At 28.7% G+C, this 14,822-nt stretch carries 14 protein-coding genes; 10 read left to right on the top strand and 4 right to left on the bottom strand.

The features are described from left to right. Together ACRC8M_RS03615 and ACRC8M_RS03610 are read right to left on the bottom strand one after the other, a co-directional pair. The coding region (locus tag ACRC8M_RS03615; protein WP_438527902.1) for an ABC transporter permease at window positions 1–1,687 on the bottom strand (1,687 nt) is incomplete at its 3' end. Between the two features lie 15 nt (window positions 1,688–1,702). Further along, a complete protein-coding gene (locus tag ACRC8M_RS03610) occupies window positions 1,703–2,746 on the bottom strand; it encodes an efflux RND transporter periplasmic adaptor subunit (protein WP_438527903.1) in 1,044 nt (347 codons plus the stop codon). Window positions 2,747–3,061: 315 nt separating this feature from the next. Between ACRC8M_RS03610 and ACRC8M_RS03605 the strand changes: the two genes are divergently transcribed. After that, window positions 3,062–3,730, top strand: coding sequence for a cupin domain-containing protein (locus ACRC8M_RS03605; protein ID WP_438527901.1), 669 nt, complete (start codon window positions 3,062–3,064; stop codon window positions 3,728–3,730). Between the two features lie 150 nt (window positions 3,731–3,880). Here the strand turns inward: ACRC8M_RS03605 and ACRC8M_RS03600 are convergent, their stop codons facing one another. Together ACRC8M_RS03600 and ACRC8M_RS03595 are read right to left on the bottom strand one after the other, a co-directional pair. Continuing rightward, a complete protein-coding gene (locus tag ACRC8M_RS03600; protein WP_438527900.1) occupies window positions 3,881–4,606 on the bottom strand; it encodes an SDR family oxidoreductase in 726 nt (241 codons plus the stop codon). A 24-nt stretch (window positions 4,607–4,630) separates the two neighbouring features. After that, on the bottom strand, window positions 4,631–5,566 hold the full coding sequence (locus tag ACRC8M_RS03595) for a LysR family transcriptional regulator (RefSeq protein ID WP_438527899.1): 936 nt from the start codon (window positions 5,564–5,566) through the stop codon (window positions 4,631–4,633). Between the two features lie 139 nt (window positions 5,567–5,705). On the opposite strand from ACRC8M_RS03595, the gene ACRC8M_RS03590 reads away from it, so the two are divergent. From ACRC8M_RS03590 to ACRC8M_RS03550, 9 genes are all read left to right on the top strand, one after another. Next, window positions 5,706–6,875, top strand: coding sequence for a MalY/PatB family protein (locus ACRC8M_RS03590; protein WP_438527898.1), 1,170 nt, complete (start codon window positions 5,706–5,708; stop codon window positions 6,873–6,875). Window positions 6,876–6,896: 21 nt separating this feature from the next. Then, window positions 6,897–8,144 carry a dicarboxylate/amino acid:cation symporter gene (locus ACRC8M_RS03585; RefSeq protein WP_438527897.1) on the top strand — a complete coding sequence of 416 codons (1,248 nt, stop codon included), beginning with the start codon at window positions 6,897–6,899 and terminating at the stop codon, window positions 8,142–8,144. 33 nt (window positions 8,145–8,177) lie between these two features. Then, window positions 8,178–8,423 carry a glutaredoxin gene (locus ACRC8M_RS03580; protein ID WP_438527896.1) on the top strand — a complete coding sequence of 82 codons (246 nt, stop codon included), beginning with the start codon at window positions 8,178–8,180 and terminating at the stop codon, window positions 8,421–8,423. A gap of 14 nt (window positions 8,424–8,437) precedes the next feature. Continuing rightward, window positions 8,438–9,739 carry an L-cysteine desulfidase family protein gene (locus ACRC8M_RS03575; RefSeq protein WP_438527895.1) on the top strand — a complete coding sequence of 434 codons (1,302 nt, stop codon included), beginning with the start codon at window positions 8,438–8,440 and terminating at the stop codon, window positions 9,737–9,739. A 264-nt stretch (window positions 9,740–10,003) separates the two neighbouring features. After that, a complete protein-coding gene (locus ACRC8M_RS03570; RefSeq protein ID WP_438527894.1) occupies window positions 10,004–11,038 on the top strand; it encodes a LacI family DNA-binding transcriptional regulator in 1,035 nt (344 codons plus the stop codon). Window positions 11,039–11,042: 4 nt separating this feature from the next. Further along, window positions 11,043–11,864, top strand: coding sequence for a glycerophosphodiester phosphodiesterase family protein (locus ACRC8M_RS03565; RefSeq protein ID WP_438527893.1), 822 nt, complete (start codon window positions 11,043–11,045; stop codon window positions 11,862–11,864). Window positions 11,865–11,879: 15 nt separating this feature from the next. Beyond that, complete coding sequence (locus ACRC8M_RS03560) at window positions 11,880–12,896, top strand: extracellular solute-binding protein (RefSeq protein WP_438527892.1); 1,017 nt, start codon at window positions 11,880–11,882, stop codon at window positions 12,894–12,896. A gap of 13 nt (window positions 12,897–12,909) precedes the next feature. Beyond that, a complete protein-coding gene (locus tag ACRC8M_RS03555; protein WP_438527891.1) occupies window positions 12,910–13,935 on the top strand; it encodes an ABC transporter ATP-binding protein in 1,026 nt (341 codons plus the stop codon). Then, window positions 13,925–14,822 (top strand): ABC transporter permease (locus ACRC8M_RS03550; RefSeq protein ID WP_438527890.1); only part of this gene is annotated, 898 nt, incomplete at its 3' end. The genes ACRC8M_RS03555 and ACRC8M_RS03550, both read left to right, overlap by 11 nt.

The raw sequence follows: 14,822 nt of genomic DNA, 5'->3' as shown, positions 1-14,822 counted from the left end.
CTTTCTTAGCTCCTATGGCCATTCTTATACCTATTTCTTTGGTTCTTTCGGTTACAGAAACCAACATAATATTCATAACACCAATTCCACCTACTATCAGTGAAATCAAAGCTGTAGATCCGACTAAAAGTCTCATTGTATTAGTTGTTGTCGTCACTGTTTTTTTTAAAGTATCTGAATTTATTATATAAAAATCCTTTTCGAGATGACGAATAGTCAATAATTTTTCGATCTCTATTTCTGCAGCCTCAGAATCTACTTCATCTCTAACTTTTACTGTTAAAGAGTTTATTTTTTTATCTCCAGTTATTTTATTCATAATAGTTGTATATGGTGTAAAAATATTTAGTTCACTATTATTTATTCCTACAATATCCTTTGTAGATACTACTCCTATAATTTTTAGAGGTTTTCTATTAAAAACAATGATTTTTCCCAATCCCTTTTGATTTCCAAAAATATTTTTTTCTGTTTCATCATCAATTATAGCTACAGAACTGCTTATATTCACTTCAGATTTTGTAAAAAAATAGCCCTTTTTAATATTGATTCCCTTAACTTTAAAGTATTCCTCTCCTACACCCTTTAAATTTGCTGAAAATGTTTTACTTCCGTAGGTTAAATTTCCAGAGGTACCATTATTAGGTGTAACACTTTCAACATATACCCCTTTTTTCAGTATTTCTCCATCTGCTATTGTAAGATTTTTAACTTTCCAAGCATCTTTATCCCCTGCGCTTTTTCCATTAAATATCTCTATAGTATTAGTTCCCATTGAGTTAATATTAGACAAAATTTTCTTTTGGGATCCTGTTCCTAAAGCCACAATACTTACGACAGCTGTAATCCCAATTATTATACCCAACATTGTAAGAAGTGATCTCATCTTATGAGCAACTATAGAGGAAATAGCCATTTTAAATGCTTCTACTAACTGATCTTTATATTGTAAACCCTCTTTTGATCTAGTTTTCGATTTTATAGAGAGATTTTTATTTTCATTAGATTTTAGAATTTCTTTATATATTTTACCATCTTTTATTTCAATAATTCTTTCTGCAAAATTTGCTACATATTTGTCATGAGTTACTAATATTATTGTATATCCCTCTTTATGAAGTTTTTTTAAAATACTCATAACCATTTCACCACTTTTAGAATCTAGTGCTCCTGTTGGTTCGTCCGCTAAGATGACTTCTCCACCATTCATTAAAGCTCTAGCTATAGATACTCTTTGTTGTTGCCCTCCTGAAAGTTGATTTGGTCGATTATTTAATTTTTCTTCAAGTTCCAATTTCTTAAGGAGGTTTTTGGCTCTGTCTAATCTTTCATTTTTTTTTATTCCTAAATATACAGATGGAAGAGCTACATTTTCTTGAGCTGTTAATGTTGGCAGGAGATTATACCTTTGAAATATAAATCCAAACATGTCTCTTCTAAGATTAGAGAGTTCGTCTGAAGTTAAATTTGATATTTCTTTTCTATCTATGAAATACTCTCCTGAACAGATATTATCTAAACACCCAATAATGTTCATAAGTGTAGATTTTCCAGAACCAGATTGCCCAATGATGCTAATAAATTCACCTTTAGATATTTTTAATGATATATTTTTTAGAACATGAACTCTATTTTCTCCTTCTCCAAAATATTTATTTATATTTTTAAACTCTATAATCTCACTCATCTTTCGCTCCTTGACTTACTTTTGCATTATTCCTGAAATAACTGGAAGTTTCGTTGTTAAATTTTCAGCGGTTTCTTTATTTATACTTCCCTTTTTTAGTTCAGTTAATATTAAGACTTCACCCTCTTCTATTCCTGACTTTATTTCAGTATAGAAATCATTATTTATTCCTATGTTAACTCTTTTTTTCTTGTATCCATTTTTATCGTTTACTATTTTTACAAAATATTCATCTCCATTTTTTTCGAGTGCTATCGTAGGAATTATTATTATGTCATCAGCTCTAGCAATTTTTATTGTATTTGTGGTAGTCATTCCTATTTTTAAATTTCTATCTCTATTATCTATAAGTGTATTTGCATAGTAGTAAACTGCTGTTGTATTTCCAACTGACTCCTTATACTCATTATCTATTAAAGTAGATGGAACTGGATCTACTGAGTCTATATTAGCCATGTATATCTTATTGGAATCTGCAAGGGTTGTAAATTCCATCTCCATACCTTTAAATATAGTTGAAATCTCTCCTTCTGGAATCTCTGATTTGATGAGCATAGTATCTAATTCAGCCACTTGAACTAAAGTAGGAGTTATTTGAGTGCTGTTTACAGTCTCTCCTATTGAAACTGGTACAGATATTATTATTCCATCTATTGGTGAAAGTATTGTTGTATACGAAAGATCTGTTTTAAATAAATCTACTTGATCTTTTGCTTGTTTTATCAACTCTTCTATTTCTCTTACATCAGAAATATTTGAAGAGAGATTTTTTTTAGAATTTTCCATCTCTTCGATTGATATAAATCCTCTTTTATATAGGTTTTCTATTCTTTTAAAATTTGAGTTTGAAATTTCCAATTGTATCTTTCTATTTTTTAATTGGGATTGGTAAGAAAGTAATTTAGATTTAGCTCCCTCTAAATTATTTATTTGTTTAACTGAATCTATTTTAACAAGTAAATCCCCTTTTTTTACTTCATCTCCCACTTTAGCATTTAGCTCAATTATTCTACCTGAAACTTGGGATCCAATCTGAACTCTATTACTACTTCTAACTATGCCTGAAACTATTATGTTTTTTTCTATTGAACCTCTTTTTACAACATCTGTAATATATTCATGATTTATTTTTTTTTCATAAAATTATTAAAAAAAATACCAAATATAAGTATAGATATTGATATGAATAGAACAATCCATTTTTGTTTAATTTTTTTTGTCACCCTCATTTTTTCTTCCCCCTTTAATCTCTATGAGTCAAAAGATATCATTAATTTTTTTAAAAATCAGTAACATATGGTACATACTTCATCTTAAAATTAAGGTAAAATGTTTTCGATAGTTTTTATTTATAAAAAATTGAGGTGGGATAAAATGAATGCAATAAGAAATATGGAGTTTAATAAAGTTATAAATTTAAAAGATTTAGTGCCTTATGGCGAAAAAACAATAAATAGTATGATGATTGCTTTAAAAAATTCTTTGAATTCAGCTGTGTTTGCTTTTGATAAAGATGAGATGTTAAGTGAGCATAGTGCTCCAGCAGACGCTTTGGTTTATGTTTTGGATGGAGAGTTGGAAATTTCTATAAATAAAATAACTCATAAAGTAAATAAAGGTGAGATGATATTAATGCCTGCAAATATACCTCATGCTTTAAAAGCTTTAGAAAAAGCTAAAATGTTATTGATAATTGTAAAAAAACATAAAGATGTTGGTGGATTTATAAATTTAGAGTATTCAAAAGAACTTTTAATGAAAGATATATTAGTTGGATTTAAAGGTGGAGTTGTTAGTAAAAGAGTTTTAAATTTAGAAAATTTGACGTCATTGATATTTGCTATATCGGAAAATGAAGAGATTGAACACAATAAAACTGAAGGAGAACTGCTTATTTTAAATTTAGATGGAGAGTTAAGTGTTACTATTAATAATCAGAAGGAAGTTTTAAAAGAGGACCAGATTATAGTAGTTCCTCCAAATGTTTTGTATGAAATAAAGGCTAAGACAGATAGTAAATTTTTATTGACCGAAATTAATTAATTACATTTTTGGCGTAGATAATAAGATGTAAATTTAAAAAGTTTTTTAAGAAAATGATTGAAAGTTTTAAAGTTATTCAAAGGTGATTTAGTAGTGAAGTAGAGGGATTTGTGATGGTTGCCCTCTACTTTTTTATTTGTAAATTATTTACTATTCATAAATCATTTTTTTAGTCATGCCACCATCAATGACTAAATTTGTAGCATTAATAAAATCATTTTCAGGATTAACTAAAAATAAACAAGCATTAAGGATATCTCGAGGAATGCCCACTCTACCTGAAGGGTGTTGAGAGTGATCAGTTTCTGTTAAATCTTCATAATTATCTACTTGTATCCATCCAGGACTTATTGCATTAACAGTAATAGGTGTTTTAGAAAGAGATATGGCAAGGGTGTTAGTTAGAGAAATTAGACCACCCTTTGAGGCACCGTAAGCTTCCCAGTTAGCTTCATTTTGATTCCACCGAGTAGATGCTATATTTATTATTCTACCATAGTCTTGTCCTTTGTTTACTTTTATAAACTCTTTACAGCAAATAAAGCTTCCACGAAGATTGACATTAATAACATCATCAAACACATCAATGGAAATATCTTCAATATTCTTATTGAAGTTTGAAATAGCCCCATTGTTTATAAGGATGTGAGCCACTCCATACTTTTCCACAATTTGAGAAAAAGCATATTTTACTTCATCTTTCAATCTCAAGTCAACTTTTATAAAATCAATATCCTTTGAAAGTTCTTTTTGTTTTTCAATATCTAAAACAACTACTTTATATCCTTTTTTATTAAAGCCTTCAGAAAGATGGTAACCAATACCACCAGCTCCTCCAGTAATAATACAAATATTTTTTAATTTATTATTTTCCATAATTCACCTAACTTTTCTAATTTTTTATATGAGTTCAAAATCCTTGTCAATATATTGAAAATCACACTCTAAAACTCCATTTTTTTCTAACTCAATAAGTTCATGTTTCAAATAATGAATTAACTCAGAAATAATATGATTTTCATGCCTATTTTCAATAGAGTGTAAATAAAAAACTTTCCTTTTAGGAATATCAAAATTTGTTTTATGAATTCTTATATTAGATTTTTTTAAAAGCATTTGAGCGACGGTGTTTGGTACAATACACCAGCAATCTTTATTAGTTAGCATAAAAGCTATTTGATGTACTATCTGAATTTGAATATAAGGTTTAAAACTTTTTCCAAAACAAACTTGGCACCATTGCTCAAATTCTAAAAACCAAGGACAATAGATAAATTTAGAGGGATTTAATTCAGATATATCAACTTTATCAGAAAAACTAGAGTTATCTCCAGAGATTATTACCATTTTTTCTGAAAAGAGTGGATTACAAGAAACATTTAAAGAGTATCGTTGGTCAACTACAATAGCAAAATCAACAGTTCTATTTTCAATGGCATCATAAGAAGCATAACTAGATAAATCCTCTGTTTTTAAAAAAACTTTATCGTTTTTTTCTAAAAATTTTAGAAAAACTTGTGGAAGAAGAGAAGTGCTAATACTATTTAATGCAGAAACTACAAAAGAAATATCAGACACTGTAGATTTAATATTGGACATTTCAAACCAAAGTTTGTTCCAACGGTCGATTAAATTTAAAAAATCTTTTCCAGCTTTAGTAAGTTCAACATGTCGAACCCCTTTTCTTCGATAAAAAAGTTTACAATCTAGTTCCTCTTCAAGATTTTTAATTTTTGAACTTAAAGCAGATTGAGTAATAAAAAGTTTCTCTGCAGCTTTAGAAAAACTTCCTTGTTTAACAACTTCTGAAAAAGCTATAACATCACTATTATTCATATTAACTCCATATTATTATATTTATTGTTCTAAAATACAATTTTTTTCTATATTATATATCAATATATTCAATTTTACAACTATATTATTTCGTGTTAATATCTGATCATAAACTACAAAAGGAGTTGAAAAGTAGAAGATGAAATACAATTTTGATGAAGTTATTTCTAGAGCAAACACTAGATGTGCAAAATATGATGAACGAATAAAAAAGTTTGGAACAGATGATTTAATACCACTTTGGATAGCAGATATGGATTTTAAAACAGCTCAACCAATTATAGATGCTTTAAAAAATAAAGCTGAAGAGGGGATATTTGGTTATGTTTCAAGACCAGATAGTTATTTTAAAGCTGGATGCGATTGGCAAAAGCGAAGAAATGGATGGGAGATTGATAAATCATTATGCTCATTCTCTGTAGGAGTAGTTCCTGCTATGACAGTGATGGCTGAAATTTGGTGTAAAAGTGGAAGCAGTATTTTAATTCAACCCCCAGTTTATGGAGAATTTTACGAAATAGTTCAAAATTCAGGCAATCGTGTATTGACAAATCATCTTGTAGAAAAGGATGGAAAGTGGTCTATTGATTGGGAGGACTTTGAAGCTAAAATAAAAAAAGTATCTATGTTTTTATTTTGTAATCCACATAACCCATTAGGTATAGTATGGGAGAAAGAGGAGATTGAAAAAATTGTAAATCTTTGTGCAGAGAATAATGTTTTGCTAATAAGTGATGAGATACATTCAGATTTAATTTTTCATAACAAAAAATTTATTCCAACAGCGACAGTTAGTGATTTAGCTAAAGAAACAGTAGTAACTTGTTTTTCAGCAACAAAGACATTTAATTTAGCTGGATTACAAGCTTGTACTGTTGTTTTTCCAAATAATAAATTAAAAACTGAGTTTGACAAATGGTGGTTTTCAAAGGATATTCATCGTAATAACTCTTTTTCTTCTGTTGCTATGGAGGTAGCTTATAACGAAGGAGAGGAGTGGTTAAATCAGCTATTGCCATATATTAGTGATAACTTTGATTTCGTAGTTGAGTATTGCAAAAAAAATATTCCAAAAATTAAAACTTATGCACCAGATGCAACATATTTAATGTGGTTAGATTGTAGAGGTTTAAATCTTAATAATATAGAGCTAGAAAAGTTTATGATTGAAAAAGCAAAACTTGGTCTAAATAGTGGGACAGCATTTGATAAAGAGTTAAATGGATTCATGAGATTAAATGTTGCTTGTCCAAAAAGTGTTTTAAAGCAAGCATTAGAACAATTAAAAGAAGCTATTGATAAATTATAAACAGAGGGAGGTAATTAAAAAATGGAAAGATCAAAATTTTGGGCAAATTATGGGAGTTCAATTTTACTTTTATTGGGGATTGTTGTAGGTAGTATTATTGGTGTTGTTTTAGGAGAAAAGGCTATGATTCTTTCTCCAATTGGGGATATTTTTCTGAATTTGATGTTTACAATTGTTGTTCCAATGGTTTTTATATCAATTTCAACAGCAGTTGGAAATATGTTGAATATGAAAAGACTTGGGAAAATTTTAGGAAGTTTAATGGCAATATTTATTGGAACAGGTGTGGTAGCAGCTATTTTAATATTCGTTGTTGTTAATATTTTCCCACCTGCAGTTGGTGCAAAAATTGCACTTAGTACAGGGAATATGGGAGCTCCAAGTAGTGCAGCTAACCTTATTGTAAATTCTTTGACAGTTAATGATTTTAATGGGTTATTCAGTCGTAAAAATATGTTACCGATTATTATTGCTTCTATCGGTTTTGGATTTAGTGTTTCTATTTGTGGTGGAGAAGAAAGTCCTGTAGGAAAGTTATTAAATAATATGAATAGTATTATCATGAAACTTGTTGAATTAATTATGAAGTTAGCTCCGATTGGATTAGGTGCATACTTTGCAAGTTTAATTGGTGAATTTGGACCTAAATTACTTGGTGATTATGGAAGAGCGATGTTAATATATTATCCAACTTGTATTTTATATGCTGTATTAGCATTTCCACTTTATGCTTATATTTCTGGTGGAAAAGAGGGAGTAAGTAGAATGCTAAAATATATATTAGCACCAGCTCTTACAGCTTTTGCTACACAAAGTTCAGTTGCTACATTACCAACAAATATGGCAGCATGTAAAAATATAGGTGTTCCAAAGGATATATACGAAATAGTATTGCCTATGGGAGCAACAATGCACATGGACGGATCAGTAATTTCATCTATTTTAAAAATAAGTTTCTTATTTGGTATCTTTGATCTTGAATTTGCAGGAATAGATACATATCTTATGGCATTAGTTGTATCGATACTTAGTGCATTTGTATTATCAGGAGCTCCAGGAGGGGGACTAGTTGGTGAAATGCTAATAGTGAGTTTATTTGGATTTCCACCTGAAGCGTTTCCAATTGTAGCGACACTAGGATTTTTAGTTGACCCAATGGCTACTTGTTTAAATGCAGCTGGGGATACAATTGCTTCTATGATGGTTTCTAGGGTTGTAGAAGGAGAAAAGTGGATTGAAGAAAATAAAGATGAAGTTTTAACAGTTTAAAACATAAAAATAAAGTATAAAAGGAGAGTTTTTATGAAAATAATAGTTATAGGTAGTCATTTATGTCCAGATACAATTTACGCTTTGTGTAAACTTAAAGAGAATATGATAGATTTTGATTTTAAAGATATATCTTCGAGTTTTCCAGCATTAAAAGAATATTTAAATCTTAGAGAAACTAGTTTTATATATGAAGATGTAAAAACTAAAGGTGGGCTTGGAATTCCTTGTTTTTTAAAGGGTGAAAAAGTTACTTTAAATTTAAATGATATCTTATAGGAGTTAGAGAGCTAATGAATAAAATTGAATTACTTGAACTTTTACATCAAGAGGTTGTACCAGCTTTAGGTTGTACTGAACCTGTAGCAGTGGCTTTATCTGCTGCTACAGCTACTGAAATAATAGATGGAGCTATTGAAAAAATTGAAGTTACAGTCAATCCAAGTATATATAAAAATGGAATGGCTGTAGGAATACCTGGTTTTGAATACGTTGGGTTAAGCTATGCAGCAGCTTTAGGAGCCTTACTTTCAAACCCGAAAGATAAGCTTCAACTTTTTAACAAAATAACAGATAAAATTAGTAAAAAAGCAATAGAATTAGTTGAAAAAAAATTAGTTACAATTAATATCGATAGGTCAAAAGAAACACTTTATATTGAAGCTTTTATTAAAACTACTAAAGGAACTGGGAGATGTATAATTAAAAATTCTCATGACAATATTTTTTTAATAGAAAAAAATGGTGTTTTATTAAGTGAACAAAAAGAATTAACTATTTTAGAGAACCAGTTACACAAGAAATTGTCAGATTTAAAAATAGAAAAAATAGTTAATCTTATTGATAGTTGTACAGAAGATGAGCTTTTATTTATGTATGATGGAGTAATAATGAATAGTGCTTTAGTAGAGTTTGGTTTATCAGAACACAATAAAGATGGAATTGGAATAGCCCATAGTTTAGAAAAGCTTACAAAAAATAGTGTTTTAGGAGATACTCTTTTTGGTAGAATAATGGTTAAAGTTGCTAGTGCATCAGAAAGTAGAATGTCAGGATGTCCTTATTCTGCTATGAGTAGTGCTGGAAGTGGAAATCATGGTTTAACAACAATAATACCAGTTGTTGAGTTTGCGAAATATGTGGATTCTGAAAAACTTAAATTGCTAAAAGCTCTAGCTATAGCTCATACTTTAAATGTTTATATTAAACAATTTTCAGGAAAGCTTTCTGCTACGTGTGGATGCGGCGTTGCGGCAGCAACAAGTGCTTCAAGTGCTATGGTTTACCTTATGGGTGGAAGTACAGAGCAAATGGGAAAAACAATTATTAATATGATTGCAAATCTTACGGGAATGATATGTGATGGTGGGAAAATAGGTTGTGCTTTAAAACTTGCAACAGCGAGTAATGCAGCTGTAATGAGTGCCTATCTAGCTTATTCAGATGTAGTCATTCCTTCAAGTAATGGAATTTGTGCCTCTACTCCAGAAGATACCATAAAAAATCTAGGTCGAGTTTCAAAGTTAGGGATGCAAATTACAGATAAAGTAATACTAGACATTATGCTTGAGAAAGCAACAAGTGATTTTCTATAAAAATTATACAAAAAAATTTATCTTTTAAATTAAGAAGGCAGAATATATTTTCTGCCTTTTTTTATGACTATATTTAAAATTAACAATTTTTTTACAAAAAATTTATACTTACTTAACAAAGGTGTGTTAAACTAAATGCATATTAAAAAATTAAAATCTTCAAGAATGCTTTGTGTACTATTTGAAGATAAAAAAAACTAAAAATAAATTTTCAAATAAAAATTGACACAATAAAATAAAAATGATATAAATTTGGATATAACAATGTTAGCGTTAACATTTTTGAAAGGATTTGATTTTGTGTTAAATGAGAAGATTACAATAAAAGAGATTGCTAAATATGCTGGAGTTTCAACTCAAACTGTATCAAGAGTTGTAAATGATAGTCCAAATGTAAAGAAAGAGACAAAAGATAAGATTTTAAAATATATAGAGGAGCTTGGGTATAAACCAAATTTTTATGCTAAAGCTCTTGTAAATAAAAAAAATAAAAATATTTTAATTTTATTAAAAAGAAAGGTAGGACATAAAGCAACAATATGGACTAATACTTTAATAAGTGAGATTGTTTTACAAAATACAGATAAAAATATATCTATATTTGTAGAACAATATTACACAGATGAAGATTTAAAGAAATCTATTGTGAATACATCGGGAACTTTTATAGATGGAGTTATCATTTTTTATGAAGAAGAAAATGATAAAAGAATAGATATTTTAGAAAAGTTAAATATTCCGTATGTCATTTTTGGAAAAAGTTATGATTCAAATAGAATATATGTAAGCAATGAAGATTATAATTCTGGAGTAAAAGTATCTCAATATCTTTTTTCAAAAAATATTGAAAGAATAGATATACTTTCAGCAGACCCAACACCTATGAATGAGGAAAGAATAAGAGGGTTTGTAGAAACTTATAAAAAATATAATAGAGATTTAGATAAGCTTAAAATAGTTAGAAAATTAAATACAAGTGAAGATATAAGGAAAATAATTAGCAATTCTATAGATGATTTGCCACAATGTTTTTTTATAAATGGAGATGAAAAGGCAATAATAGCTATAAAAGTTTTATCAGAATATGGGATTAAAGTTCCAGAAGATGTTTCAGTTGTTGGGTTTGATAATTTGCCAATATCAGGGTATACAATACCAGGATTAACAACAATATCAATGAATTATAAAGAGTTATCAAAGAAAATATTAGAAAAAATAATAAGTTTATTAGATGGGAAAATAGTAAAGTCAGAAGAGATTGAAAGTAAACTAATAATTAGAGAAAGTGTGAAGGGGTAGATTTATGAATAATATATTTTTTAAGGAACTAGAGGAGAAAAAAATACTAATAGCCGCACATAGAGGCACATATGGAGGAAATGTAATAGAGAATACATATCTTTCATCAATTGTAGCTTTGGCCTCTGGAGCGGATATAATTGAGATTGATGCTGTTAAATCAACAGATGGAGTTTTGTATGCATTTCACGATGGTGAAGAGGAGAGAAGATTTGGAATATCAACAAATCTGAGAAATCTATCATCCAAAGAGATTGAAAGTATGGAGTATTTAAATATAATTGGAGAAAAATCAGGTGAGTATATTTGGAAATTATATGATCTATTTAAAGCTTTAAAGGGTAAAGGACTAATTAATCTAGATAGAGCTTGGGATTATTTAGATGAAGTTTTTGAAATTATAAAAGAACTTCAAATGGAGAATCAAATAATTATTAAAACTCATCCAACAGAAGAGGCTTTTAATTATTTTAAAAATAATGAAACAAAACTTATGTATATGCCAATTGCTAGAAAAAAAGATGACATTCTTAAATTTATTCATTCAGAAATAAATATGGTTGCAGCGGAAGTTTTGTTTACAAAAAAAGATGATGAAATTATAGAGGAAGAATTTTTAAAAAGTTTAGCAGAAAAAAATATAAAAATCTGGGTAAATGCTATAACTTTAGGTGGATATGAAAAACATAACCTAAGTGCTTTTCAAGATGACAATGATTCATTGTTAAATGATGGAGCGGGTTGGTCTTGGTTAATAGATAAAAAAATAGATATAATTCAAACTGATTGGCCTTATCTTTTAAAAATGTATATAAATAAAAAATAAAAGGGGAGTAATTAAATGAAGAAAAAAATTTTTTTAGTATCATTGTTAACGTTAACATTAGCTTGTGGAAAAAAAGATGATAATTCAGTTGTTGTTTATACAAACTCTGGAACAAACGGGAGAGCTGAATATTTAACAGAGTTAGCGAAAGAGAATGGTTTCAAAGTTAATGTGGTATTTGCTGGAGGAACAGATATTTCAAATAGACTGATGGCAGAAAAAAATAATCCTATTGCAGATGTTATTTTTGGTTTGAACTCGATAGAGTATGAAAAACTTAAAAAAAATAATGTGATATCAAAATATATACCAAAATGGTCAGAAGAGATTCCAGAAGGATTATCAGATAAAGACGGATATTATAATGCGGTAACGGTAACACCATTACTTGCAATTTATAATCCTAATATAATAACAAAAGAGAATGCCCCTAAAGATTGGACAGACTTGGGTATAAATCCTAGCTATAAAGATAAATATCATATTTTTGGGTTGGATGGTGGAACTTCAAAAGTAGTTTTAGCTAGTATAGCTTCAAGATATAAAGATTCTAAAGGAACTTTAAATATATCTAATGAGGGTTGGGAAGTTGTGAGACAATATGTTCAAAATGGTCATATTCAAAAATCTGAAGAGGATTGGTTTGGGAATTTAATGAGTGGGAAACGTCCAATAACTATGGTTTGGGGAAGTGGAGCCTTAGAGAGATCAAAAGTAAATAATTTTGAAATAGGGATAATGAGACCTGAAATAGGAGTTCCATTTGTTGTAGAACAGCTAGCATTGGTTAAGGGAAATGAGAACAATGAAACTAATAAAAAATTTATTGATTGGTTAGGGTCACCAGAGGTTCAAGAAAAATGGGCAGAAAAGTTTGGAACAGCACCAGCTCATCCAAAAGCTTTAGAAAATGCACCTAAAGAAACTAGAGACTTAATAGAAAGTTTAAAAATTCAAAATTTAGATTGGACATTTATAACAGATAATATAGATTCGTGGGTAGAGAAAGTACAACTAGAGTACGTAAACTAATAGGAGTAAAAATATGATAAAATTTGAAAATATTGAGATAAAGTATGGGGATTACATAGCAGTTGAAAACTTAAATTTAACTATAAATGAGGGAGAGTTTTTTACAATGCTAGGACCATCTGGGTGTGGAAAGACAACAACCTTAAGATCTTTAGTAGGATTTAATAATCCTACTAAAGGAAGTATTTTTATAGGGGATAAAGATGTTACGAATTTATCTACAGAAAAAAGAGGGGTAAGTATAGTTTTTCAAAGTTATGCTCTTTTTCCAACTATGAATGTATATGAAAATATAGCTTTTGGTCTAAAAGTTCAGAATTTACCACAAGATTATATTGATAAAAAAGTAAAAGCAATAGCGGATAAAGTACAGATACACTCTGATAAGCTATATAATAATGTTTCAGAACTATCAGGTGGACAACAGCAAAGAGTTGCGATAGCTAGAGCACTAGTTTTGGATCCAAAGATACTTTGTTTAGACGAACCCCTATCTAATTTAGATGCAAAACTAAGAGATGAATTAAGGATGGAGTTGAAAAGATTACAAAAAGAGTTGAAAATAACAACGATATATGTAACACACGATCAAGAAGAGGCTCTTAGTTTATCTGATAGAATTGCAGTATTTAATAAAGGGAAAATTGAACAAGTTGGAACTCCTTTTGAAATTTATAATGAATCTAAGTCTAAATTTGTATGTGAGTTTATTGGTGAAATTAATAAGATTGAAGGAGAATTAATAGAAAAAATAAATAATAGAATTAAAAAAATATTTAAAGTTAATAATCCTATTTATTTTAGATTGGAATCACTATCGAATACATCAAATCATTTAGATGATTTAGAATTAATAGGAAAAGTTTTAGATACAGAATATACAGGTTCTTTCACAAAAATAACTTATGATATAGATGGAACAGTGGTTAAAAACTTAGAGAAAAATACACGAAAAAGATTACCTGAAATAGGTGAAAAAGTTAAATTATATTTACATCCAGAAGATATTATGCAATTTGGTGATGTGCATGAAAATTAAAAATGGAAAAGGATTATTGAATCTATTCCTTATCTGGTTTATAGTAGCTTTCATAATTTATCCAAATCTAAATCTTTTAAAAACTACTTTTTTTATAAATGGAGAACTATCATTGAACTCTATCAATAAATTAGTTTCTTCAAAAATAGCTTTAAAAAGTTTAATGAATAGTTTTATTTTAGCGGTATCTCTTTCTTTAACAGTTAACATAGTTGGAACCTTTATTGTCTTAGTTACTGAATTTTATAGAGTTAAAGGAGCTAAAATATTAAAACTAGGATATTTTACAACACTTGTTTATAGTGGGATAATTGTAGCTTCTGGTTATAAGTTTATCTATGGTGAAAATAGTTTCATAACACATGCTCTACAGACTATTTTTCCAAGTGTATCATCAAATTGGTTTGAAGGTTATGGAGCAGTTTTGTTCACAATGACATTTGCATGTACAACTAATCATCTAATATTTTTAACCAATTCTATAAGAAATGTTGATTATCAAATAATCGAAGCAGCTAAAAATATGGGAGCTAATGAAAAAACGGTTTTATTTAAGATATTATTACCAACATTAAAACCAGTTTTATATGCTCTGACAATACTTACATTTTTGACAGGATTAAGTGCAGTTTCAGCACCACTTATTTTAGGTGGAAAAGGATTCCAAACAATTAATCCAATGATTATTATGTTTTCAAAGACACAATACTCAAGAGATATAGCAACGCTATTGTCTTTGATACTGGGTGGTGCTACAATTCTTTTAGTAATTTTTATGAATAGAATTGAACGAGGCAAAAACTTTATATCTGTTTCTAAGTCAAAAACAAAATTGAAAAAACAAAGTATAGAAAATAAAGCCGTAAATATATTTGTACATGTAGTGG

The sequence above is a fragment of the Cetobacterium sp. genome (genome assembly GCF_051653945.1).
Classification (GTDB): domain Bacteria; phylum Fusobacteriota; class Fusobacteriia; order Fusobacteriales; family Fusobacteriaceae; genus Cetobacterium_A.
This window is presented reverse-complemented; position numbering and strand designations above follow the sequence as displayed.

Coding starts and splice junctions, on each gene's coding strand:
- ACRC8M_RS03605 (WP_438527901.1), top strand. CDS start 3,062: ATGAATGCAATAAGAAATATGGAGTTTAATAAAGTTATAAATTTAAAA.
- ACRC8M_RS03600 (WP_438527900.1), bottom strand. CDS start 4,606: ATGGAAAATAATAAATTAAAAAATATTTGTATTATTACTGGAGGAGCT.
- ACRC8M_RS03595 (WP_438527899.1), bottom strand. CDS start 5,566: ATGAATAATAGTGATGTTATAGCTTTTTCAGAAGTTGTTAAACAAGGA.
- ACRC8M_RS03590 (WP_438527898.1), top strand. CDS start 5,706: ATGAAATACAATTTTGATGAAGTTATTTCTAGAGCAAACACTAGATGT.
- ACRC8M_RS03585 (WP_438527897.1), top strand. CDS start 6,897: ATGGAAAGATCAAAATTTTGGGCAAATTATGGGAGTTCAATTTTACTT.
- ACRC8M_RS03580 (WP_438527896.1), top strand. CDS start 8,178: ATGAAAATAATAGTTATAGGTAGTCATTTATGTCCAGATACAATTTAC.
- ACRC8M_RS03575 (WP_438527895.1), top strand. CDS start 8,438: ATGAATAAAATTGAATTACTTGAACTTTTACATCAAGAGGTTGTACCA.
- ACRC8M_RS03570 (WP_438527894.1), top strand. CDS start 10,004: ATGTTAGCGTTAACATTTTTGAAAGGATTTGATTTTGTGTTAAATGAG.
- ACRC8M_RS03565 (WP_438527893.1), top strand. CDS start 11,043: ATGAATAATATATTTTTTAAGGAACTAGAGGAGAAAAAAATACTAATA.
- ACRC8M_RS03560 (WP_438527892.1), top strand. CDS start 11,880: ATGAAGAAAAAAATTTTTTTAGTATCATTGTTAACGTTAACATTAGCT.
- ACRC8M_RS03555 (WP_438527891.1), top strand. CDS start 12,910: ATGATAAAATTTGAAAATATTGAGATAAAGTATGGGGATTACATAGCA.